28 protein-coding genes are annotated in these 22,923 nt (G+C 51.5%); 27 read left to right on the forward strand and 1 reads right to left on the reverse strand.

Features of this window, described 5'->3' with window-relative positions:
- Nucleotides 1–52: 52 nt before the first annotated feature.
- The 20 genes from FYJ51_RS09705 to FYJ51_RS09800 all read left to right on the forward strand — a co-directional run bounded on the left by FYJ51_RS09705 (nucleotide 53) and on the right by FYJ51_RS09800 (nucleotide 14,908).
- On the forward strand, nucleotides 53–1,390 hold the full coding sequence (locus FYJ51_RS09705) for a class I adenylate-forming enzyme family protein (protein ID WP_154505303.1): 1,338 nt from the start codon (nucleotides 53–55) through the stop codon (nucleotides 1,388–1,390).
- A complete protein-coding gene (locus tag FYJ51_RS09710) occupies nucleotides 1,387–1,647 on the forward strand; it encodes an acyl carrier protein (protein WP_167836552.1) in 261 nt (86 codons plus the stop codon). The genes FYJ51_RS09705 and FYJ51_RS09710 overlap by 4 nt, the downstream gene beginning before the upstream one ends.
- On the forward strand, nucleotides 1,644–2,366 hold the full coding sequence (locus tag FYJ51_RS09715) for an acyl-[acyl-carrier-protein] thioesterase (protein ID WP_205946285.1): 723 nt from the start codon (nucleotides 1,644–1,646) through the stop codon (nucleotides 2,364–2,366). The genes FYJ51_RS09710 and FYJ51_RS09715 overlap by 4 nt, the downstream gene beginning before the upstream one ends.
- Nucleotides 2,367–2,477: 111 nt before the next feature.
- A complete protein-coding gene (locus tag FYJ51_RS09720; protein WP_154505334.1) occupies nucleotides 2,478–2,654 on the forward strand; it encodes an ATP-binding protein in 177 nt (58 codons plus the stop codon).
- Between the two features lie 246 nt (nucleotides 2,655–2,900).
- On the forward strand, nucleotides 2,901–3,548 hold the full coding sequence (locus FYJ51_RS09725) for a hypothetical protein (protein ID WP_154505307.1): 648 nt from the start codon (nucleotides 2,901–2,903) through the stop codon (nucleotides 3,546–3,548).
- A gap of 29 nt (nucleotides 3,549–3,577) precedes the next feature.
- A complete protein-coding gene (locus FYJ51_RS09730) occupies nucleotides 3,578–4,852 on the forward strand; it encodes a putative bifunctional diguanylate cyclase/phosphodiesterase (protein ID WP_154505309.1) in 1,275 nt (424 codons plus the stop codon).
- Between the two features lie 256 nt (nucleotides 4,853–5,108).
- On the forward strand, nucleotides 5,109–5,804 hold the full coding sequence (locus tag FYJ51_RS09735) for a response regulator transcription factor (protein WP_105304096.1): 696 nt from the start codon (nucleotides 5,109–5,111) through the stop codon (nucleotides 5,802–5,804).
- Entirely contained in the window at nucleotides 5,801–7,657 is a 1,857-nt protein-coding gene (locus tag FYJ51_RS09740) for a HAMP domain-containing sensor histidine kinase (protein ID WP_154505311.1), read from the forward strand. The genes FYJ51_RS09735 and FYJ51_RS09740 overlap by 4 nt, the downstream gene beginning before the upstream one ends.
- On the forward strand, nucleotides 7,654–7,812 hold the full coding sequence (locus tag FYJ51_RS09745) for a hypothetical protein (RefSeq protein WP_154505313.1): 159 nt from the start codon (nucleotides 7,654–7,656) through the stop codon (nucleotides 7,810–7,812). The genes FYJ51_RS09740 and FYJ51_RS09745 overlap by 4 nt, the downstream gene beginning before the upstream one ends.
- 78 nt (nucleotides 7,813–7,890) lie before the next feature.
- Entirely contained in the window at nucleotides 7,891–8,094 is a 204-nt protein-coding gene (locus FYJ51_RS09750; RefSeq protein ID WP_105304094.1) for a hypothetical protein, read from the forward strand.
- Entirely contained in the window at nucleotides 8,072–8,338 is a 267-nt protein-coding gene (locus FYJ51_RS09755) for a hypothetical protein (RefSeq protein ID WP_105304093.1), read from the forward strand. Before FYJ51_RS09750 ends, FYJ51_RS09755 begins: the two co-directional genes overlap by 23 nt.
- A gap of 135 nt (nucleotides 8,339–8,473) precedes the next feature.
- The gene (locus tag FYJ51_RS09760) at nucleotides 8,474–9,796 is read left to right on the forward strand and encodes a thymidine phosphorylase (RefSeq protein WP_105304092.1); all 1,323 of its coding nucleotides are present in this window, start codon (nucleotides 8,474–8,476) and stop codon (nucleotides 9,794–9,796) included.
- Between the two features lie 143 nt (nucleotides 9,797–9,939).
- Nucleotides 9,940–10,107 (forward strand): hypothetical protein, encoded by a 168-nt coding sequence (locus tag FYJ51_RS09765; protein WP_154505315.1) that lies wholly within the window; start codon nucleotides 9,940–9,942, stop codon nucleotides 10,105–10,107.
- Nucleotides 10,108–10,214: 107 nt separating this feature from the next.
- Nucleotides 10,215–11,846 (forward strand): GGDEF domain-containing protein, encoded by a 1,632-nt coding sequence (locus FYJ51_RS09770; RefSeq protein ID WP_154505317.1) that lies wholly within the window; start codon nucleotides 10,215–10,217, stop codon nucleotides 11,844–11,846.
- Complete coding sequence (locus tag FYJ51_RS09775) at nucleotides 11,840–12,052, forward strand: hypothetical protein (protein ID WP_154505319.1); 213 nt, start codon at nucleotides 11,840–11,842, stop codon at nucleotides 12,050–12,052. The genes FYJ51_RS09770 and FYJ51_RS09775 overlap by 7 nt, the downstream gene beginning before the upstream one ends.
- Nucleotides 12,049–12,741, forward strand: coding sequence for a 2-phosphosulfolactate phosphatase (locus FYJ51_RS09780; protein WP_154505321.1), 693 nt, complete (start codon nucleotides 12,049–12,051; stop codon nucleotides 12,739–12,741). The genes FYJ51_RS09775 and FYJ51_RS09780 overlap by 4 nt, the downstream gene beginning before the upstream one ends.
- Nucleotides 12,742–13,515 carry an HAD-IIB family hydrolase gene (locus FYJ51_RS09785; RefSeq protein WP_154505322.1) on the forward strand — a complete coding sequence of 258 codons (774 nt, stop codon included), beginning with the start codon at nucleotides 12,742–12,744 and terminating at the stop codon, nucleotides 13,513–13,515.
- On the forward strand, nucleotides 13,506–13,898 hold the full coding sequence (locus FYJ51_RS09790) for a hypothetical protein (RefSeq protein WP_154505323.1): 393 nt from the start codon (nucleotides 13,506–13,508) through the stop codon (nucleotides 13,896–13,898). Before FYJ51_RS09785 ends, FYJ51_RS09790 begins: the two co-directional genes overlap by 10 nt.
- Nucleotides 13,899–14,089: 191 nt before the next feature.
- Nucleotides 14,090–14,437 (forward strand): 50S ribosomal protein L19, encoded by a 348-nt coding sequence (rplS, locus tag FYJ51_RS09795; RefSeq protein ID WP_105304086.1) that lies wholly within the window; start codon nucleotides 14,090–14,092, stop codon nucleotides 14,435–14,437.
- Nucleotides 14,438–14,509: 72 nt separating this feature from the next.
- Nucleotides 14,510–14,908, forward strand: coding sequence for a hypothetical protein (locus FYJ51_RS09800; RefSeq protein ID WP_154505324.1), 399 nt, complete (start codon nucleotides 14,510–14,512; stop codon nucleotides 14,906–14,908).
- A gap of 62 nt (nucleotides 14,909–14,970) precedes the next feature.
- Here FYJ51_RS09800 and FYJ51_RS09805 read toward each other — a convergent pair whose 3' ends face one another.
- Nucleotides 14,971–15,165, reverse strand: a complete 195-nt coding sequence (locus tag FYJ51_RS09805; protein WP_105304084.1) for a hypothetical protein — start codon at nucleotides 15,163–15,165, stop codon at nucleotides 14,971–14,973.
- Nucleotides 15,166–15,294: 129 nt separating this feature from the next.
- Between FYJ51_RS09805 and lepB the strand changes: the two genes are divergently transcribed.
- The 7 genes from lepB (at nucleotide 15,295) to FYJ51_RS09840 (ending at nucleotide 22,786) form a co-directional block, all read left to right on the forward strand.
- On the forward strand, nucleotides 15,295–15,882 hold the full coding sequence (gene lepB, locus FYJ51_RS09810) for a signal peptidase I (RefSeq protein WP_154505325.1): 588 nt from the start codon (nucleotides 15,295–15,297) through the stop codon (nucleotides 15,880–15,882).
- Nucleotides 15,876–16,757, forward strand: coding sequence for a ribosome biogenesis GTPase YlqF (gene ylqF, locus FYJ51_RS09815; protein ID WP_154505326.1), 882 nt, complete (start codon nucleotides 15,876–15,878; stop codon nucleotides 16,755–16,757). Before lepB ends, ylqF begins: the two co-directional genes overlap by 7 nt.
- Nucleotides 16,729–17,364, forward strand: a complete 636-nt coding sequence (locus FYJ51_RS09820) for a ribonuclease HII (RefSeq protein ID WP_105304081.1) — start codon at nucleotides 16,729–16,731, stop codon at nucleotides 17,362–17,364. The genes ylqF and FYJ51_RS09820 overlap by 29 nt, the downstream gene beginning before the upstream one ends.
- Before the next feature lie 119 nt (nucleotides 17,365–17,483).
- A complete protein-coding gene (gene dprA, locus FYJ51_RS09825; RefSeq protein WP_154505327.1) occupies nucleotides 17,484–18,278 on the forward strand; it encodes a DNA-processing protein DprA in 795 nt (264 codons plus the stop codon).
- Between the two features lie 29 nt (nucleotides 18,279–18,307).
- Nucleotides 18,308–20,497 (forward strand): type I DNA topoisomerase, encoded by a 2,190-nt coding sequence (gene topA / locus FYJ51_RS09830; protein ID WP_154505328.1) that lies wholly within the window; start codon nucleotides 18,308–18,310, stop codon nucleotides 20,495–20,497.
- 80 nt (nucleotides 20,498–20,577) lie between these two features.
- The gene (gene trmFO / locus FYJ51_RS09835; protein WP_204378671.1) at nucleotides 20,578–21,879 is read left to right on the forward strand and encodes a methylenetetrahydrofolate--tRNA-(uracil(54)-C(5))-methyltransferase (FADH(2)-oxidizing) TrmFO; all 1,302 of its coding nucleotides are present in this window, start codon (nucleotides 20,578–20,580) and stop codon (nucleotides 21,877–21,879) included.
- Entirely contained in the window at nucleotides 21,866–22,786 is a 921-nt protein-coding gene (locus tag FYJ51_RS09840; RefSeq protein WP_154505329.1) for a tyrosine recombinase XerC, read from the forward strand. The genes trmFO and FYJ51_RS09840 overlap by 14 nt, the downstream gene beginning before the upstream one ends.
- The last annotated feature ends 137 nt before the right edge of the window (nucleotides 22,787–22,923 follow it).

Here is a 22,923-nt window from a genome sequence, read left to right on the forward strand (position 1 = left end):
AATTACCTCCTGCTCTTTACAGTTTCCGTGAATAATTATAAAATTCACAAGTATGAGAAGCAATGACTGCTTCAGGGCAGAAGACTTCCAGGAACTGCTGGACCATAGCCGTAAAGCTTATGGATCGCTTCCTGCCCTGAAATCCGGAACTGAAACGTATTCTTATGGAGAACTGATTTCTGCGATTCATGCCGAGGCAGAACACCTGAAAAATGAACCGGCATTATGCATCGCCATCGATCAGCCGGAAACCGTATCCGGAATCATTTCGCTCTTTGCCTCAGTCCTTGCAGGAAAACGGACAGCTCTGCTTGATTCCCATCTTTCTCAGGAAGGAAAAGAACGCGCCCTGAAGATTGTCCATGCCGAGCTGATTCTTCCAGGCAACAAGAGAACAGAAGAAACGCCGGTACCAGGAGAAGCAGGAAAGCTGCTGTTCTTCTCGAGCGGAACAAGTGCTTCAGAAAAAGCGGTGGTACTCAGCCAGAAGGCATTCTGCTCCAGTGCCTGGAACGGCCAGAGCATGCTCTCATGCGGGCCTGGAGATATCGTCGGGTCTTTCCTGCCGCTATCTCATGTCTTCGGCTTTGTCTGCACGCTTCTCTGGCCGCTTGCCTATGGAGCTTGCGCTGCACTGGGCAGGGGATACCGGCATCTTCTTGATGATGCGTTTTATTACCATCTGACGATCCTGCCGGCTGTTCCGACTCTGCTGTATTTCCTGCATGCACATGGAGCCCTGAATCTGGAACTGAAGACGATTCTCGTCGGAGCAGGCCCTGCTGATCCGGATACGCTGAGATCGCTCAGCCAGTCCGGCATCCAGGTCAGCTTCGGTTACGGCCTCACGGAGACTGCCTCCGGACTAGCAATTTCCACTGGCAAGGAGAATCCCTTTGCGATGGATCTCTGTCCGGATACAAGAGTCAGAATCGGCGAAGACCATACCGTCTATGTGCGTACTGCATGCATGATGGACGGCTACTATGAGAAACCGGAAGAAACTGCAGCAGTACTGAATGATGGAGAACTGGATACCGGCGATCTCGGATCTCTGGATGAACAGAACTGTCTCCATCTGAACGGAAGAAAGAATGAAGTGCTCGTGCTTCCCAATGGCACAAAGGTATTCTGTCCGGAATGGGAAACAGAACTGTCGAAGCGGATGCAGGGTGAGGCAGCCATCACTTCCGAGAATGGAAAGCTGGTCCTGCATGTATATACCGCATTGAGCGATGATGAAGTCAAATCGAATGCGGATGCGTTCAATGATCAGCAGCCAGCCGGAAGAAAGCTGGGCGGGCTGGTCCGTCATAAGAACCATCTTCCGCGCACTGCCACCGGCAAGCTGCAGAGATGGAAACTGAACGAAGAGGGGGTAAACATATGACTGATGAGGAAATTCTGAAGAGGCTGAAGCAGATCATCTCAGAGAATCTGCCGGAGCTGCGCAATCGCGAAATCACGCTGGACACGAAAATCACAAGAGACCTCGGCATCGATTCGATGAGCTTTATTCTGCTCATCTGCAAAGTCGAGGCTGCTTTCGGGGTTGAGATTCCGGATGGCGAATGGGATCATCTTTCCAGCTGCCGCGATGTCATCGCAAAGATCCGGGAACTTCTGCCGGAGAAAGCCAGTGCATGACAAGCACTGAGACCTTCCGGGTATCTGCTGCTTCCTGCGACCGGTTCCGGCGTCTGTCCATGCATGATCTCTTCCTGCATGTTCAGGAAATCTCGGTCCGGGACGTAGAAGCCGCCGGCATCACGAGGAAAGAAACTCTGGATCAGGGGCTGCTCTGGATCGTGGCCAGAATGTCTGCACGCATGGAACGGCCGATTTGCTATGATGAGACCGTAACCATTGAGACTCATGCCGGGAAAAGCCGGCATGTCCTGTTTCCGAGGCATTGTGAGATCCGGGATGAACAGGGCAATGTCATCTTCCGAAGCTGTGCCCTCTGGGTATTGATGGATCAGAAGACGAGAAAGACGATCGTTCCTTCGGAACATGGTATTGCGATTGCAGGTGAAGATCAGGAAGACGATCTTCCGTGGCTGATGAAAATTCCGGAAGTGACGGGAACCTCTGAAACTTTTCTTCATAATGCCTCGTATTCCGAACTGGATCTCAACGGCCATGTCAGCAATCTTTCCTATTATCGCTGGATCGACGATCTCTTTTCAGAAGATGACCACAGGGAAGAGTACTGTTCATCCCTGAAGATCGGCTATCTCCATGAGATCCTGCTGAACGATGAAGTATCTCTGAAGAAGATCGTGTCTGAACATCTCGTAAGGATCGACGGATCTGTTTCGGATCAGCCGGCATTTGAAGCGGTTCTCGAGTGGAAACCAATCTGAAGTATTTCCTGTAAACTGCATCTCTATTGATCCTGTTAGACTTCCTGTCTTTCAGGATCTTTTTTCAATGCGGAAAACTGAAGCAGAGCAAGTCTGATGCCATGGATGCGGATGTTTATAGGCCGTGAAGCGGTACTTCGAAAGCTGAATCATATGTATGAGTCGGAGAAGTATCAGATGCTGGTTCTCTATGGCCGGAGAAGAATCGGGAAAACGACTCTTCTGAACAAGTTCTGCAAGGATAAGAATCCAATTTGCAAACGAACAGGTCGGACGAGACGAATATGAAACACTTGCTGATCGTGCAAGACTGGTGGGACCGTATCATGCAGAAAAAATACTTCTGTTTTCTCTTTCTGGTTTTACCGGGTGGCTCAAGGATCGTTCGGCTCGTGATTCTTCACAGGAACTGATTTCATTAAAAGATCTATATCGCAGAATTGCCTGAAAAATCCATTTCTGCAGAAACATACAATCTCTGAAACGGACTCGTTCCGTTTCTTTCTTCTGCTTTCCGCTATAGTCGGAAACGGAATGAGACTGGTTGCAGAATCAGGGCTGAGAACACTCGGAATCACGGAAGTGCTGACAGCAGAAATGGAACATGTCTTTGTCACTGCAGAGCTTCCGATGGAACTGCAGGTTCTGGAAGAAGTGAGGTTCCGCCATGCGGCAGAAGGAATCCCGACATGCCAGGAAACTGACAAGAGCCTGTATGGCGAACGGGAAATCCTCGAACGCTGCGGAGAAGAACCGTTTACGGCACTGGAACAGCTGAAGGAAGCACTGAGGAATGGGCAAAGACCAGAGAATACGTTTGCCGGAATTCTTGCCTTGAACCTGTTAGAAACAGGGGTATCGTTTCTGGCTCTGAATGAACAGAAGATTGAGCCTCCGCTTGTTCTGACGAGAAGAGATGGGAAGATGATCCTGAAGGATTATTCGGGCGTCCTCGCAGAGAACGGAAGACTGATCCGGAAAGAGGATGAGGTGGAGGCAGGGGTATCAGAAGTGTTTCTGATCTGCTTCGGGAATGCATATCTGTCGTTTGCAGAGCAGGAAGAGGCGCTGCATCATCTGGAAACAGATCTGAGGCTGGCTATGCCGTATCTTTCAATGACCGTCCATCATGAACTCGTTCAGCCGGAGCCCTCATTCTGCTTCTGTTTTCCGGAGGGCTGAAATCATCCGCAATAGAAAGGGGATAACCTATGCCGAAAGAATACCGGGAGAATGGGTCCTATGATGAGCTGACGGGATTATACCGGCGGGAGCGGTTCATCGAAGAAGTGCGCCGACGGCTGATCCTGAATGAAGAAGGTCCGTATGTGCTGGCCGTATCGGATATCCGCAGCTTCAAGCTGGTCAATGATACGTGCGGAAGAGATACAGGCGATCAGGTGCTTGTGAAGATCGCGGAGATCATCCGGAAAGAAGCACCTTCCGGGGTATGCTATGCAAGACTCGAAGCAGATCATTTCGCAGGGTTATTCCCGATAGAGAGATTAGATGTGAACCGGATGGATGAATTAGTCCGTTCGTTCCGGATCGGGAATCGGGAGAACAGTCCGCCTTTATTCCTGCATGTCGGGCTTTATGAGATCATCGATCCATCGACTCCGGTTCTGGTCATGATTGATCGGGCAAGGCTGGCCATTGCGGGTATCCGCAACGAATATGAAATAAGGATTGCCTGGTATGACGAGAAGATCCGCTCCGGCATCCTGTTTGAGCAGAATCTGCTGAGAGCTTTACCGGAAGCTCTGGAGCGCAATGAGATCCGCCCGTATCTGCAGCCGCAGGTCGATGCAGAAGGAAAGGTCATCGGTGCAGAAGCGTTAGCCCGCTGGATCAGCCCGGAAGCAGGCTTTCTCAGTCCTGGTCAGTTTATTCCCATCCTTGAGCGCAGCGGAGCAATTGCCAAGGTGGATCGCCGGATGTGGGAAGAAGCCTGCCGGCTCCTGAAGAGATGGAAGGAACATGGAAGAGAGGATCTGTATCTCTCCGTGAATCTTTCTCCGAAGGATTTCTGCTTTCTGGATCTTCCGGAGGTATTCGGAAGTCTTGCAGAGACGTATGGAATATCACCGCAGAATCTCAGACTGGAGATCACGGAGACGGTATTCATGCAGGAACCAGGTCCCAGAATGAAGGTGCTTGAGAAACTGCAGCAGGCGGGATTCTTGCTGGAGATGGATGACTTCGGCAGCGGCTATTCCTCGCTCAGTCTATTGAAAGATATGCCGGTTGATATCCTGAAGATCGATATGGTGTTCCTGGACGGAACGAAGTCCCCGGAGCGGGCAAGAAGAATTCTGAAATGCGTGATCAGTCTCTCGGATGCCTTGGGCATGGGATCGATCACGGAAGGAGTGGAAACGGTGGAACAGCTGAAGATGCTGAAAGAAATGGGCTGTCAGATGTTCCAGGGATTCTATTTCGATAAGCCGATGAAAGTCCCGGAGTTTGAAGCAAGATATCTCTGAGTATGAAAACGAAGCTTTCTGAAGCAGGCTATTTCCCGTCTTCAGAGAGCTTCTCTTGTTTCTCTTAGAGAAAAGCGGCGTAAACCCCAGGTGCTTTAGCCCCGGGCAGCTCACGTCCGTAATCATCTGATTCCTGGAGTACAAGTCAGGTTCTTACGAAGACAGAGTTTACGTTAAACATTTCTTAAAGATCTGCCTGCTTTTTTCTTAATGCAGTTCTTTTTACAATGAAAACAGAGCAAGGGGAAAAGATCATATGAGTACAGTCCTGATCGTGGATGATGAAAAGGATATTGTTTCAGCATTGAAAATCTATCTGTCCGGCCAGCAGTATGACCTGCTGGAAGCTTATACAGGAAAAGAAGCACTGGATGTCATGAAAGACCAGCCGGTAGATCTTGTCCTGATGGATATCATGATGCCGGAGATGGATGGCATCACGGCCGTGGCAAAGATCCGGGAAACCTCGAATGTCCCGATCATCCTGCTGACGGCAAAGAGCGAGGATTCCGATAAGGTGCTCGGTCTGGATATCGGGGCAGATGACTACATCACAAAGCCATTCAGTCCGGCTGAAGTGATTGCGAGGGTGAAGAGTGCGCTGCGCAGGTATCAGCGGCTTGGCGGGACCGTGCAGCAGAAAGATGTGCTCGAGATCGGACCGATCCGCCTCGATGATGCCAGAAAGGAAGTGACTGCCGATGGCGAGGAAGTATCGCTGACCCCGATGGAATTCGGCATCCTGAAACTGCTCATGAAGAATCCGGGGAAAGTATTCACCTCGGAAGAAATCTACCGGAGTGTCTGGAATGAAGAACCATTAGGTGCAGAAGGCGTGATTGCGGTGCATATCCGCCATCTGCGGGAAAAGCTTGAAATTGATCCGGGCAAGCCCAGATATCTCAAAGTAGTCTGGGGCCAGGGATATAAGATGGAGGACTGCAGAAGATGAAGAAGATCATCGAAAATCCGGTTCTGAACATACTGGGCGTGATCCTGATCGGCGTATTGCTGGCGGGGGAGACGGTGCTTTACCAGGTTCAGCAGGAACAGAGCAGCTATTCTCTGGATACGGTGAATCCGGCAGGTACTTATTATGAGACGAATGCCTGCTACGTGAACATGCTGGAAGAAGCAGAATCGGTGGCAGAAACATATATGGGCGAAGGAACCCGCTTTGAGAAGCTGCAGGGTCTCAATGATCGCTTTTCTCCTCAGAAATCCAATTCCCGCTATCAGATTGAAAGCGCGGATGGAAAGCTGGTCGGCAATAATTTCCGGGAGAGCGAGACATACGGAATCACCGTGAAGTTCCCGGTCTCCTTCATGGAGGAATCTGCTTTCATCGCATCCGATTCCGAAGATGCGCTCTGGTTCGTGACGATCGGGGTGACGGATCCGATCACCGTAAACGATCGGTATATGGCCAGCTATTCAGAATTCCTGCGAATCTCTAAGCTGCCATCATGGCGGGTGCTGTCATTTGTCAGGATTGCGGTCTATGGCCTGGTCATTGCCCTGCTGGTATGGGAATGCTGTGCGGCCGGACACCGGAAGGGAAAAGAAGGCATCACGATCTCGTGGCTGGATCGGATTCCGTATGAGTTCGCTCTGCTTGCCCTCGTGATTCTGATGTTCCTCTGGAATGGAAATTACAGCAATCCGATCATCACCGGAATTGCCGGCATCTTCTTATCGGTCTTCGTGATCTCGACGGCCACCCGCATCAAATCCGGAACGCTTTACTCCGGCATGATGCTTTCTCATCTGATCCATCTGCTGCAGACCGGGAATACCGGACTGAATGTTCTGATCGTGATCTGTCTGTTGATGATGTATGTGCAGACTTTCTATCTGGCCAGGACGTATTTCATCGATGCCGCCGCAGTCATTCTCCTGATCGCTGCCGATGCGGTTCTGACCTATCATCTGATGATGACTCTGTATGGCACCCGGGTGCTCTCTGAGGCGGCAGATCAGCTCGCCTCGGGAAATCTCGAATATCGGATTGAGGAATCCTCGAAGAAGAGACTCTTCGGTTCCATGCATCAGCTGGCCGATTCTCTGAATTCGATCGGGGAAGGCATGAAGATCGCTGTCCGTGATCAGATGAAGGCTGAGCGCATGCAGGCAGCTCTGATCACGAATGTGAGCCACGACCTGAAGACTCCGCTGACTTCAATCATCAGCTATGCAGATCTGCTGCAGAAGGAACATACGGCAGAACAGGAAAAGGAGTATCTTGAAGTTCTCAGCCGGCAGTCTCAGAGGCTCAAGCGATTGAGCGAAGACATCGTCGAAGCAAGCAAGGCTTCTTCCGGCATGATCCGGGCAGAGATCACGGATGTCTCCCTGAAGGAGCTTTCTGAGCAGGCGGCTGCGGAGTATCAGGAAAAGCTTGAACAGGCTGAAGTGGAGCTGATCATGGATCTGAAACCGGAGAATCCGGTGGTCAAAGCAGATGGAAGGCTTTTATGGCGGGTGCTTTCGAATCTTCTGAGCAATGTGGTAAAGTATGCTCAGCCAGGCACAAGATCGTATTTTTCCAGCCGGGAAGAAATGCCAGGAATGATCACGATTTCGCTGAAGAATACGAGCAGAGAGCAGCTGAATATCGAACCGGAAGAACTCATGGAACGCTTTGTCAGAGGAGATAACTCCCGGCATTCCGAAGGATCCGGCCTCGGTCTCAGCATTGCCCGTTCCCTGACTGAGACGATGGGCGGAACCTTCCGCCTTTCGATCCAGGGAGATCTCTTCATCGCAGAGATCACGCTGCCGATGGCAGAAAGGAAGGCGGCATGAACCGCAAGCGCAGGTATTATTTCGGAAAACGGAAACCAGTGAAGAAGCCGGCBGAACAGCTGAGCGAGGAAGAACGGAAGAAGATTCTGAAGGAATCTCCCCTCTATCAGAAGTCCCTGCTCGTGAAGCCTCATAAAGAACCAGGAAAAAAGTGATTTCATGAAGCACTGTGCATAACCAGGTACAGTGCTTTTTTATGATGCTTCGATAATAAGGCCATGGAGGTGCTGAATATGAATCTGATCAGAAGTCAGGGACTCGAAGAGCTGAGCCCGGAACAATGCTTTGTATTGCTGAAGGAATGGGAGAATCATCAGAGTGCTTCAGAGACTGCCGCAATGCTCGGGGTTTCAAGGAGTCATGCGATGAGATGCCTGCAGGAGATCAATCAGATCCTGGAAGGGAGAACGGAACATGCTGACGCGTACCGGGCGTAGACTGCTGGAGGAAGATCCGGAAGGAGCTGCCAGAGCGATTGCCGCAGCGGACCAGGAACTGAAGGAACATGCTGACCTGAGCAAAGACAAAGCCCAGGTGCTGAAAGACTGCTGGGTGCAGAAGACAGATATGGATTCTGCGGCTAGAAAGCTTGGCATGAAACGGGAGACCGTGCAGATGTGGTATTATCGCTTTGCCATGATGGAAATGCGGCAGGCGATTCAGGAATGCAGGGTATCCTGATCTGGTAAGCGCTTGCAATGGGGTTCCGGAAAGCTGATAATAGAACAAGACAGAGGCGTTTCCGGAGAATCATAGATCTGCTGCAGCATGGTTTTTCGGATCGCCTCAGAAGAATGACAGGAGTGAAGAAAGAACATGCGTTTTGTAGATTCCATTGAAAAGAAAGAAGACGGCGGAAAGCTCACGAAAGAAGAAATCCAGTCCATGGTGACCGGATATGTCGATGGCTCGATTCCGGATTATCAGATGTCTGCCATGATGATGGCGATTCTCCTGAAAGGGATGGATGCGGAAGAAGCGACAGAGCTCACGATGGCGATGATGCATTCCGGAGATGTCGTGGATCTCAGCGATCTGCCTGGCGTGAAGCTTGATAAGCACAGCACCGGCGGCGTCGGCGATACGACGACACTTGTGGTTGCACCGCTTGTTGCAGCATGCGGCGGAACCGTGGCGAAGATGAGCGGCAGAGGACTTGGCCATACGGGCGGAACCCTCGATAAGCTGGAATCAGTACCTGGCACATGCATTGAGCAGCCAATGGATCGGTTCAAGGAAATCGTCCGCCAGAATGGCGTATGCGTCATCGGTCAGTCAGGCAATCTCGTTCCGGCTGATAAGAAGATGTATGCATTAAGAGATGTCACGGCGACAGTTCGCTCAATTCCGCTGATTGCGTCCTCGATCATGTCGAAGAAGCTGGCAGCTGGTGCAGATGCGATTGTCCTCGATGTGAAGACCGGAAGCGGTGCCTTCATGCGGACGAAGGAAGAAGCGTTTGAGCTTGCCAAGCTGATGACGAACATCGGCAAGCTGGCCGGAAGAGAAGTCAGAGCAGTCGTTACGGATATGAACCAGCCGCTCGGCATGGCAGTGGGCAATGCCCTCGAAGTCCAGGAAGCAGTGGAACTGCTCAGCGGCATGATTCCGGAAACAGATCCGCTTTATGAAGTATGCATGCTGCTGGGAAGCCAGATGCTGCAGATGGGGAAGCTGGCTGCAGATGATGCAGAGGCTAAGGCAATGCTGAAGACTCATATCGAGGATGGCAGCGGCCTTGCAAAGCTGCAGAATATGTTCCGTCTCTTAGGCGGCGATGCTTCTTATGTCAGTGTCGAAGGCATGAAGAAGCTGGTTGCTGTGAAGAAAAACATTGATGTATGCGCAGATCGTGATGGCTATATTTCGTCCATGGCAGCAGAACAGATCGGTACTGCAGCTCAGCTGCTTGGTGCCGGCCGTGCTAAGAAAGAAGACAAGGTCGATCCGGCGGTGGGTCTGGTCATGAAGGTGCGCTGCGGCAGAAAGGTTCAGAAAGGCGATCCGCTCTGTACGCTGTATGTCAATGAGGAAAAGAACCTCGATGATGCAATCGCGCTCCTCAAGCAGGCGATTCACATCACCCCGGAACTTGGCGAAGTAGAACCGATGGTCTACGGGCTTGTGACTGCTGACTGAAACAAAGGTGTCTGTCCAGAAAGGATGGACACTTTTTTCTGCAGACTTCCTGGCATTTTTTCCGGCTCAGCTGTTTCCGGAACATCTGATCCGAAGCGACCATGATTCATAAGTGTTCTGTAAATCCTTGAGATTTCATAAGCATGATAGAACTGTACATTCATATCTGTCCGGAACCAGGTTCAGGCTCCCTCCCTAAGACTCCGGAAACGAGAGATCCGTTTGATCTTCTGAAGGAATTCGTTCTGATGATCGGATCCCTCGCTCTCTTCCTTTCGACATGGAGTCAGCTGAGAAAACGCCGCGAATAAGATGCTGCATCTGTCTTCTGATTGAGGACAGGTGTTTTTCTTTCATATGCAGAACCTTTCTTTCTTCAATGATGGTATGATGAAACACACACAGGAGGAACGAACCCATGCGCAGTGACATGTACGATCAGGAAGTGATGAATCTGATTCATGAACTGAGAACCTCCGGGTCTCCCTCCGAGAAATCTGCAGAGCGTCTATTGCAGATCGGCCGCAGTATGCAGGAAGAGCATCTGCTTGGCATCGCTCTTTACTTCAAGGCAAGAATTCATTTCCAGAAATCGCTGGAAATGGATGAGACGCTCGCAGAGCTGACTGAAGCTGCAGTTCATGCGGAAGCTGCGCATGATTTTGATACGCTTTGTTCGGCGTATATCCTGCTTGGCATCGTTTCAGATCTGCATTGCAACTATCCGCTGGCTGCAGCGTATTTCATCAAGGCAAGAAGCTATTGTTCCGAGACCGAGCAGAGTCAGCGCTATTATGCCGTGGTGGCTGCCAATATCTGCCATATCTTCTATGAGGTTCATGAATACGAGAAAGCAGCGTTCTACAACCAGATTTCCATTGAGAAGCTGGAACAGATGCCGGATGATCCGCAGCGTTCCCAGGATCTTTCATCCTGTCATGTCATGGCGGCTGCACTGGCCATTGAGAATGGCGCGGATATCTGCAAGGCGGAAGCGGAATGCGAGCAGGCAGAATCGTTTCGCGGAAAGCCAGGCTGGGATGAGATCAGCGACCTTGATGTGCTGATCACAAAGATCCAGATTGCCGGAGCTAAGAATGATACGGGAGAAGTAAGAAAGCTGTTCCGGGAATTCCTGCCGAGACAGAAGAAGTTTCCGGTCACTGCCGATTCGGTTGATAATCTGCTCTCGCTGATTTCTCTTCTGATCCGTCTGAAGGAGATGGATGCGTGCAGCGAGCTGTTTGCGTATCTGGATCAGAATATGGCTACAGAGATTCCGGGTGTCCTGATGAAGTTTGATGATCTGCGGATGCAGTTTGCCAAAACACTTGGCGATCAGGCAGAAGAAAACCGGATTGCCATGAAATACTATGAAGAAAGCTCCCGCAAACTTCAGGAAGAAGACCGGGCAGCAGTGATAGCTGTAGAAGGGTCTCTCTCAGGGGCAAGACTTGCCGAAGAGAATGTGCGGTTATTGAAAGAGGCAGAGGCCGATGCTCTGACGGGTCTTGCCAACCGGTATGCCCTGAACCGCCATGGAGAAGAAGCGTATGAACGCTGCTATCGCAATCAGCAGAATCTCGGTGTTGAGATTCTCGATGTCGATTACTTCAAGGAGTTCAATGACTCCTATGGCCACCAGAAGGGCGACAGCTGCCTGCAGGCGGCTGCCGAAGTGCTGAAGCAGCTGGCGGAAGAAGATCCGCGCATGTATCCGGCAAGATACGGCGGCGATGAGATAGTTGTCATCTATGAGAATATGACCGAAGCAGAGATGCAGGACAAAGTGAAGCTTATTGCGGAACGGATCGGTGCATTGAAGATTCCGCATGCAAAGTCCCAGGTTTCTTCATATGTCTCAGTATCGCAAGGCGTATACTGGCATGTGCCGCTGCCGGTCAACCGTTTATGGGACTACACGTCCGGTGCGGATTATGCCCTGTATTATGTGAAAAATCATCATAAGGGCAGCTGGTTCATCACGAGACACTCCATCCGCAAGGGCGTGGAGCCCGTCGGTGCGAAGGGCTGGGAAGAGACATGCTGAATATCATCGGCGTGATTCTGATCCTCGTGCAGTTCCTGATGGACGGCATCAGTCTTGCGCATGGCGGCAGAGTATTTGCAGAAGGAATCGACCTTCTGAAGTGGTATGCACCAGGATTTTCCGGAGTCGTTCTCCTGCTGATTTTCCAGGCAGTGCAGAACCACCGGATCCGGGCGGCAGAACAGAAAGCAGAACACAGATTATGACAGAAGTCAGCATTCTTTTCGGAATTGAAGGAGCGAAGCAGGCACAGGGAACCGCAGTGATCATCGATGTGTTCCGGGCCTTCACGCTGGAAGCGTATCTGTATGCATTCCATGCAGAGAACATCTATGCGGTCGCTTCCGTCGAAGAAGCACTTGCATGGAAACAGAAAGATCCTTCCGTACTCTTATGCGGAGAACGTGACGGGAAGATCTGTCCCGGCTTTGACTTCGGCAATTCGCCGGGATCCATTGCCGGAAAGGACTTTTCCGGAAAGACGATCATCCATACGACGACCAATGGCGTCCAGGGCATTGCCTCCTGCGAGAAGGCTTCTGAGGTGCTGACCGGTTCGCTTGTCAATGCGAAAGCAACAGCAGACTATATCCGCAGCCATAATCCGCAGCTCGTGAGCCTGGTATGCATGGGCTGGAAGGGCAGGCAGACGGAAGAAGATCAGCTGTGTGCAGACTATCTGAAAGCACTGATCGAAGGAAAGCCTTTCCCGCAGCTGGAAGAACGTGCTCTTGCCCTGAAAGGGCAGGAAGGGAAGAAGTTCTTCGATCCTGGCCAGCAGGACGTATTCCCGGAGGCGGATTTCTGGATGTGCATTAAGCATGACCTTTTCCCGTTTGTCATTCAGGCAGTGAAAGAAGGAAGCTGCTGCCATAACCGGAAACTGGAGGTATGAATGCCCAGAAAATACTTCTTCTTTGATATCGACGGCACGCTGACCGACGATGAGACGCATAAGATCGTGCCGAGTGCTGAGCGCACGCTCCATGCCCTGGAGGCCAATGGCCATTTTGTCTCCATTGCGACCGGGAGAGCACATTATAAAGCCCAGGGATTTGCGGATTCGATCGGAATCAGGAATATGGTATGCAATGGCGGCGAATGCCTGGTGCTGGATGGAAAGGTCATCGAGAACCGGCCGCTGGATCATGAGACTGCAATGTTTCTGGTGCATCATGCCGAGAAAGCAGGCCTTGGCTATCTGCTCATGACGGATGACAGCGACCGTGTGCTCATGAAGGATACCCGCTTTCTGGAACAGGCCGGAAGAAGGACGGAACTGACCACGTATGTGCTGGATCCGGACCTTGTTCCTGAAAAGATTCCCCAGATCTTCAAAGTCTATATCGCGATGACAAAGGAACAGGAACCAGATAATCCATGGATTCAGAAGCAGGGACATCTGCGCATGGGTCCAGGCTATCTGAACTTCCAGCACGATGCCAAGAAAGACGGCATCCTGAGAATGCTGAAAGCAGTAGACGGAAACGAATCAGACGTCGTTGTCTTCGGGGATGCGGTGAATGATCTGGTGATGTTCGATCCCCGCTGGACGAGCATTGCCATGGGCAATGGCATGCAGGAACTGAAAGACAAGGCAGACTATGTGACGGCAGCCAATATCGATGATGGCATTGAGAAAGCATGCAGGAGGTTCGGATGGATCTGAAAAAGACAGCGAGATGGGAAGCGGCGATCTTCTTCGTGATGATGCTCGTTTCTTCCTGGTCGGAAACAACGGTTTCTTCCGGGGCGTTCTATATTTTCGCACTGATTGCGGCGGGTATTTCCGTGCTGGTCTACTTTGCCGGCATGCGTTTTCTGCCGAAGCTTCATGAAAAGGGAACCAGCTGGAAGCTGGTTCTGGCCGGCGGGATTGCCGGTGCGCTTGCTGGTCTGTTCATGGCGATTGCCTCAGGCAGTTTCTCAGCGGCCGGTGCACTCATGCTGGTGATGTTTCTGGGCGGCATCCTGTTCGGATTTCTGTACTGGATCGTGAATCTGCAGATCCTGAAGTACCTGGAGTCTTCCGGTACTTCCTGGAAAGAGTAGTTTTCTATGTGGCTGGATCTTCTCGTTTTCGTGATTGCCATCCTGCTGCATCATGCGGGCGTGTTCTGAAAAAGCGCTTGATGACCTTGCTTTCTGGTGATACTATATACAGGCGCCAAAACGCAGCCACTGTTCCGCTGGCCGCATCGGGACTATGAGCAGATCGGCGAAAACGATAAAGGAGAATAGACATGAGACTCGATTTAGTAGACAAGATCACAAAAGATCAGATCCGCAACGACATTCCTGATTTCCGTCCGGGCGATACGCTCAAGGTATTTGTCCGTATCCGTGAAGGTGAGAAGTCCCGTATTCAGCTGTTCGAAGGTGTTGTAGTAGGCATGCAGAACGGCGGCATCGGCGAGACATTCACCGTCCGCAAGATTTCTAACGGCGTCGGCGTTCAGCGTACATTCCCGAAGAACAGCCCGATCATCGATCACATCGAAGTGGCTCGCCGTGGTAAGGTCCGCAGAGCTAAGCTCACCTACCTCAAGGGACGTTCCGCAAAGAATTCCCGTATCAAGGAAGATCGTTAATCAGATCAGAAAGTGCCGCAAGGCACTTTTTCTTCTCCTTCCATGGTATAATCAGTTTCCAGAGGTACATGCATGGCCGAGAAGAAACAGGAGAAGAACACCGGGCTGAAGGTCATCCTGGTGATCCTGATTGCTGCAATCATCGGGTTATTCGGGTATTCCCGCATCAAGACCAAAGTGGTGAAGCAGGCCGCCGAAGTCGTGGTCAGAGACCAGCTGAAAAACTATGGCATCACCGACAGCCAGATTGATTCCGTCCTGAATCAGATTGATGAGCAGGATCAGGAAACCATCACGAACATCGTCAGCGATCATGTGAGTGTCTCTTCCATCCAGGAAGTGCAGAAGTATGTCGCATCCGGAGACCTGCAGGGACTGACCGAATATGCTGAGAGCGAGCTCTCTGATACGGAGAAGCAGGAACTGACAGACCTGGCAGCAAAGTATAAGAACCAGATCGTTCTTCCGTAATAAAAGCCTCATTGCTGAGGCTGATAGATGATTGAAACTGTGCGATAGCTGCACAGTTTTTTTTACGAATGGCACTCTTCCTGAAGCCGTTCCTTGAACCAGGCAGTGCGGTTGTCCATCGATTCAATTGCGTTGATCAGCTCCTGATCATGGCGCACATTCAGCTTGAACACATATCGCTTCACGAACTGCTTCTGGTAGGATTCATTGTATTTCATGCGTTTCTGCCGGGTATCCGGTCTTTTCTTTCTGCCCATTTTCCTGTTCTCCGATCTGATTGGTATACCAATCATTATAAAACAATGATGGCCGGATGGCAATTCCTCTCTGAACTTTGAGATATTGAAAACTGAGGTATAATGAGCGAATGAAAGCAGGTGTCATATATGGATAGCGAAGAAACGAAAAACGAGTCTGAAGTACCGGAACCGAAGAAAAGTTCGTTCTGGTCCGAGACCTGGGATTTCATCCGGACACTTGTGATCTCGATGATCTGCGTGTTCCTGGTGGCGCACTTCCTGGTGCGGCCGATCCGGGTGCAGGGCAATTCGATGTATCCGACGCTGGAATCCGAGTCCGTCGGTCTCGCCAATGTGCTTAGCGTCGAAATGGGAGATCTGAGCCGGTTTGATATTGCAATCATCTATCTGCCGGAGAAGAAGGAATATCTGGTCAAGCGCATCATCGGTTTACCAGGAGAAACGGTTTCCTATACCGATGGCCAGCTTTATATCAACGGAGAACCTGTGGATGAACCATTCCTGAATGCGGACTATACGTCTCAATGGGGTGATGAGTTCATGAGCAATGTGGAACCCATCACCTTAGGTGAAGATGAATATTACTGCCTCGGCGACAATCGTCCGAACAGCCGTGACAGCCGCTACTACGGACCATTCACGAATAGCCAGATCATTGCCAAAGGTGCATTGATTCTCTGGCCTTTCTCTGATTTCGGAGTGAAGTCATGGTAGCCATTCAGTGGTATCCGGGCCATATGGAAAAAGCCCGCCGGGAGATGAGCGATCAACTTAAGGCGGTGGACATGGTCATTGAATTGCGTGATGCCAGAATCCCGAAAAGCTCCCGCAACCCGATGCTGGATCAGATGGCGCAGGGAAAACCGAAACTGATTCTGTTAAGCAAAGCAGATCTAGCCGACCCCGAAGAAACGGAGAAGTGGCTGAAGAGCCTCGGAACCAAGCCGGATCAGAAAGCGATGGCCCTCGATCTTCAGAAAGACAATTCGTATCGGCAGAAGATTGTTTCTGCCTGTCTGGAACTGACTGAGCCAAAGCGGCAGCGGATGATCCGCAGGGGCATTCATCCCCGGCCGATGCGGGCCATGGTATGCGGCGTTCCGAATGCTGGCAAGTCCACGCTCATCAACCGCATTGCCGGAAAGAACCAGGTCAGAACTGCCGATAAGCCAGGCGTGACCAGAAAGCTCGTCTGGATCAAGGCAGACCCGAATCTTGAAATTCTGGATACGCCAGGGGTCTTATGGCCGAAGTTCAGCGATCCGAAGACCGGATCCTTATTAGCCGCAACGGGTGCGATCAATGAAGACATCCTGAACCTGGAAGAAATCGCCATGGATACGATTCATACGATCCGTTTGAGATATCCGGGCGTTCTGGAAGCAGCATATGGAGCAGAGGAAAACATCAGAACCGATGTGATGCTTGATCAGATTGCCGTATACCGGCATCTGGCTGCGGCAGGGGAACAGCCCGACCGCAAGCGCGCAGCGGGATTGTTTCTGCATGAGATGCGCCGGGGCAGACTCGGCCGCTTTACCCTGGAGTCGCCTGATGAAAATGAAAACAGCACATCTGTGTCCGAATGAATATGAACACGCCTTCTGGACAGAAGGAAAACTGGTCATCGGTCTCGATGAGGCCGGAAGAGGACCGTTAGCCGGTCCTTTAAGTGTGGCCGGTGTCATCTTTCCGATCGGCTATGAGAATCCGGACATCTATGATTCCAAAGCTCTCAGCGAGAAAAAGAGGGAAAAGCTGTATGACCAGATTCTTGAAGATGCGCTGTGGGCAGAGGTCATTGAAGTCTCTCCGGCAGACATTGACCGCTATGATATCTATCACGCTGATATGCGGGCAATGGAGCAGATTGCTGCAGAAAGCGGCGTTTCGTGCATCCTGACCGATGCGATGCCGTTTCAGAACGGAACGGAAGTGATTTCGTTAGTCAAAGGGGACCAGAAGAGCATTTCCATCGCCGCTGCGAGCATCCTTGCCAAGGTAACAAGAGACCGGATCATGGTTCAGTATGATCAGGAATATCCGCAGTATGGCTTTGCCAAGCACAAGGGCTATCCGACAAAGCAGCATCTCGAGGCCCTTCGGAAATACGGCATCACCCCCATCCATCGCAGAAGTTTCAGACCGGTCGCAGTGCAGCAGGAACAGCTCGATCTGTTTCCGGATGAGAAATAGGCAGGAACGCATATGCCATTGATGCTGATTGCATTTTCCATGCACTGCATCATTTCGGACTGATCTGAAGGAACCAGGGATTTCTTCTGCTATAGAGAGGCAGGAGGAGTTTCTGGTTTATGACAAGTGAACGTGCACTGCTGGCGGCATATGCCGTGCGCTATCGAGGCGAATGGAAGAAGATTGCCGCAGCTATCGCAAGGAAGGAACCTGTATCCATTCCGGAGGTGAAAGAGACTTATCTGACGATTGCCGATGAGGCATATCCGGCTTCGCTCAGAAGACTGCGCTTTCCGCCCTGGGTATTGTTTTATGAGGGAAATCTCGAATTGCTGAGGTATCCGGCCGTGACCATCATCGGCTCCCGGGAGATGCATGCCTATGGCAGAGCGATGACGGAACTTGCGGCTTCGATTCTGTGCGAGCATTATGTGCTTGTGTCAGGACTTGCAAAGGGAGTGGATGGAACGGTGCATCGCACAGCCCTCGAACATGGGGGTCATACGATCGGGGTGATCGGCTGCGGGCTGAATGTTGCCTATCCCCGCTGCAACCAGGATCTTTATCAGCGCATGTCAGAAGACCATCTGATCCTGAGCGAATATCCCCGTGATACGATGCCGGAATCCTGGCATTTTCCATGGCGCAACCGGATTCTGGCAGCGCTGGGCGAAGCGGTGATCGTCACCGAAGCAAGGCGGACGAGCGGCACGATGCATACGGTGAATGAAGCCATTGCCCTGAGCAGGGAGGTATGGTGTGTTCCTTATCCATATGGAGCAGAAGAGGGAGAAGGGTGCAACCTTCTGATCTCAGAAGGTGCGAATCTCTTAGTGAATGAGGATTCCCTGAAAGACCTCACGAATGCCGCAAAGGACAGAAGGCTTGCAGAAAACTGCGGAAGTGTTGTATAAACAGGTAGTATTTTGAGGTAGCAGAGCATATGAAAGATCTCGTGATAGTAGAGTCTCCGTCCAAATCGAAGACCATTCAGAAATATCTGGGAAACGGATATGAAGTAGTTTCCAGCAAAGGACATATCCGCGACCTGGCAATCCGCGGAAAAGACGGACTCGGGGTTGACATTGAGGATCACTTCAAGCCGACTTATGAGATTTCCAAGGACAAGGAAGAAACCGTCAAGGAGCTTCAGAAGCTCGCTTCCCATAGTGACAAAGTGTATCTGGCAACCGACCCGGATCGTGAGGGAGAAGCCATTTCCTGGCATCTGGCTCAGGTGCTGGATTTACCGGAAGATGAAGTAGACCGGGTGACGTTCCATGAAATCACCCATGATGCCGTCCAGGAAGCATTTTCCAAGCCGCGGACCATTGACATGGACCTTGTCCATTCCCAGGAAACCCGCAGAATTCTGGACCGCATCATCGGTTTCAAGCTTTCCAAGCTATTGCATAACAAGATCCGTTCCAAGTCAGCCGGCCGCGTGCAGTCTGTCGCGCTGAAGCTGATCGTCGAGCGCGAGAAGGAGATCCAGGCATTCGTTCCGGAGGAATACTGGACCATCGATGCGAAATTTGCCAAGGATGGCAAGGAATTCACGGCCAGCCTTTCCAAGATCAATGGCCAGAAGGCAGAACTCCATAATCAGGAAGAAGCAGACAAGGCCTTTGAGCAATGCCAGGGAGAATTCACCGTCACTGCCATCAAGCCGACTTCCAAGAGCACGGCAGCGTTCAAGCCGTTTATCACGTCCACCCTGCAGCAGGAAGCTTCGACGAAGCTCGGCTTCTCGGCAAAACGGACCATGGCGATTGCTCAGCGTCTCTATGAAGGCATCGATATCGGCAATGGTCAGGAAGGTCTCATCACCTATATGCGTACCGACTCGACGCGTCTGTCTGATGTATATATGAAGGCAGCTCATGAACGGATCGGTTCGTTATACGGAAAAGAGTATCAGGGCTTCTATCATGCCAAGAATGATGCCAATGCTCAGGATGCTCATGAAGCAATCCGGCCGACGAATCTCGACAATGATCCGGAGAAGATCAAGTCCTATCTGACCAATGAGCAGTACCGCCTGTATAAGATGATCTATGCAAGAGCGCTGGCTTCCCAGATGGCGAATGCGAAGTTCTCGGGCGAATCACTGGTGCTTTCCAGGAATGGCTATGACTTCACGGCGAGTGGCAGCCGCATGGTATTCGATGGCTGGCTGAAAGTATACGGAGATTACTATTCCAGCAAGGATACGCTGTTACCGGAACTGAGCGAGAATGAGAAGCTCACTCCGACAGAGATCAAGCCGAATCAGCATTTCACAGAACCGCCGGCTCGCTATACCGAAGCAAAGCTGATCAAGGAGATGGAAGAAGAAGGCATCGGCCGTCCTTCTACCTATGCCATGATCATCGATACGATTCAGGCAAGAGGCTATGTCGAGCTGAAGCGGGCAACCGAGAAGTCCAAGACCAAGGTTTTCTTCCCGACGGAACAGGGAGAACTGACCGTGGAGAAGCTGGATGAATTCTTCTCGAGCATCATCAATGTCCGCTATACCGCAGACATGGAGACGGACCTCGATGAGATCGCCGAAGGCAAGGCAGATGAAGTGGAAACGCTGACAGCGTTCTGGAAGAAGTTCTCGCCGCTGCTGGATGAGGCCTATGAAAAGATGGAGAAAATCCAGCCGGAGAAGGTCGGAGAGAAGTGCCCGGAGTGCGGAGGAGATCTGGTCTACCGCAATGGCCGGTTCGGCAAGTTCATCTCGTGTTCCAATTTCCCGAAGTGCCGCTATACGAGACAGCTCGACGGCAAGGAGAAAGAGAAGCCGGAGCCGACCGGGAAGATCTGCCCGGAGTGCGGAGGCGAGCTGCTGAAGCGCAAGAGCCGCTTCGGGACGTATTTCCTCGGCTGTTCGAACTTCCCGAAGTGCCGCTATATGGAAAACCTCGACGGCGAACGCATCCTTTCGAAAAAAGAACGCTATGCGAAGAAGCAGGAAGAAAAAGCGGAAGCAGCACCGGCCGAGAAGAAAACCGCCAGGAAAACTACGACGAAGAAGACTGCAGCGAAGAAGACTGCAGCAAAGAAGTCTCCGGCAAAGAAAACCACCACGAAAAAAACAGCCGCCCGGAAGAAAACCGCAGCGAAGACGGAATCAGCAGAGTAGCATCAGACCGGGGCAATTCCCGGTTTTTTATCAGAAGAAGCACCAGGAAGCAGAAGAATCAGACAGTCTGAGAGTGAATGATGGAAAAACATGCAGCAATCATCGGCGCCGGCCTAGCCGGATGCGAGGCAGCTTATCAGCTGACCAGGCGGGGAATCGCCGTGGATCTCTATGAGATGAAACCCGTGAAAAAGACCCCGGCCCATAGTGAAGATACGTTTGCAGAGCTGGTCTGCTCGAATTCTCTGAAGAATGAAGCGCTGACCAATGCCTGCGGTCTATTGAAACAGGAGATGAGAACGATCGGTTCTCTGATCCTGGACAGTGCGGAGCATCATAAAGTACCGGCAGGAGCAGCCCTGGCCGTTGACCGGGAAGGATTCTCTGCCGAGATCGATGCCTGGATCCGCCATTGTCCGTTGATCACGATTCATGAAGAAGAAGTCACGGAGATCCCGGCAGGACCGTGTATCATCGCCACCGGTCCATTGACCAGCGATGGACTGATGACGGCGGTGAAACAGCTGTTTCCGGAAGAAGACTGCTATTTCTATGATGCGGAAGCACCTATCGTGACCAGAGAGTCCATTGATTTCTCCATTGCCTACCGCAAGTCCAGATATGACCGCGGGGAGGCCGATTATATCAACTGCCCGATGACTGAAGCAGAGTTTGATTCCTTTTATGATGCCTTGATGAAGGCAGATACGGTACCGCTGCATTCGTTTGAGAAAGAAGTCTACTTCGAGGGCTGCATGCCGTTTGAAGTCATGGCCAGAAGAGGAAAGCAGACGCTGCTCTACGGTCCGATGAAGCCGGTCGGGCTGAGAAAGCCGGATGGCACAAGACCATATGCGGTCGTGCAGCTGCGTCAGGATGACGCGGCTGGAACGATGTACAACATCGTCGGCTTCCAGACACATCTGACCTGGGGTGCCCAGAAACAGGTGCTGCGGATGATTCCGGGACTGCAGAATGCAGAATTCGTGAGATACGGGGTCATGCACCGGAATACGTATCTCAATGCCCCGAAGCATCTGCTGCCGACGTTTCAGACGAAAGTGCGTCCGGACCTGTTCTTTGCCGGACAGATCACCGGGGTAGAAGGATATGTGGAGTCCGCTGCCAGCGGCATGCTGGCAGGGATCAACCTGGCTCATCTCCTGAAGGAAGAACCGCTGGAGACATTGAGCAATCATACGATGCTCGGCTCTCTGACCACTTATATCACGCAGGCAGATCCGGAGCATTTCCAGCCGATGAATGCCAATTTCGGCATTATGCACCTGAATACAGCAGTGAAGAAGGCAGACCGCAAGGAAGCCTATGCAAAGCAGTCATTGCCCATCATTGAAGAAGAGGTCCGCAATGGCAGACTTTGAAGCATCCCTGCAGGGATTCCTGAATCATATTGCGATCAGCCGGACGGGATCGAAAGATACCCGTGACGCCTATGGCAGAGACGTGAGGAGGTTCCTGGACTATCTCACTTCCATCGGCATCACGGATTTCGAAGACGTCGACCGTCTGATAGTCAGCGATTATCTGACGAAGCTGCGTTCCGGCGAGATCGGCGGAAAGCCCTTGAGCAATGCCAGCTATTCGCGCAACCTTTCAAGTCTCCGCTCTTATTTCCGCTATCTGAATAAATATGAAGGCGTACAGCAGAATCCGGTGAGCTTATTCAAAGGCGCAAGCAGTCATCGGAAGCTGCCGGAATATCTGACGTTTGATCAGATGGAGCAGCTGCTGAATTCGTTTGATCTCTCGGATCCGATCCAGGTGCGCAACCGCTGCATGATCGAGGTCATGTATGCATGCGGACTCCGGGTCAGCGAATGCGCCGGTCTGAAGATCGAGGATATCGATCTTTCCAGCCGGACCCTGAAGGTATTCGGAAAGGAATCCAAGGAACGCATGGTTCCGTTCTATCCGCGCTGCGGACAGCTGATTGAGCTGTATCTGAACGAGGCAAGACCTCAGTTCGTGAAAACAGAACATCCGTATCTCTTCGTCAATACGAGAGGGAAGAAGGTCAGCTCCCGTTCCATCGAGCAGATGGTTGATCAGGCAGCCATCAATGCAAATCTCCCGATGCATGTGCATCCGCATATGATCCGCCATTCGTTTGCGACGCATCTGCTCGATAATGGGGCAGATTTAAGAGTGGTGCAGGAGCTGTTAGGACATGAGAACCTCGGCACGACCCAGATCTATACGCATGTGACCCAGGATCGCATGCGCAAGGTGGTGGACAAGGCGCATCCGTTCTCAAGACATGCTGAATAGCCTGGAAGAAGGTGAATTGAAAAACTGAACGCAAGTTTTACGAAGTTATCGCAAGCTGTGTGTGACAAGGAATAGTGAGAGACCGGTTCTGAAGTAATTCCGGTCTCTTTTCTATGGATTTTCTGCCTGAAATGATA

The organism is Stecheria intestinalis, from assembly GCF_009696165.1.
Lineage (GTDB): Bacteria > Bacillota_I > Bacilli_A > Erysipelotrichales > Erysipelotrichaceae > Bulleidia > Bulleidia intestinalis.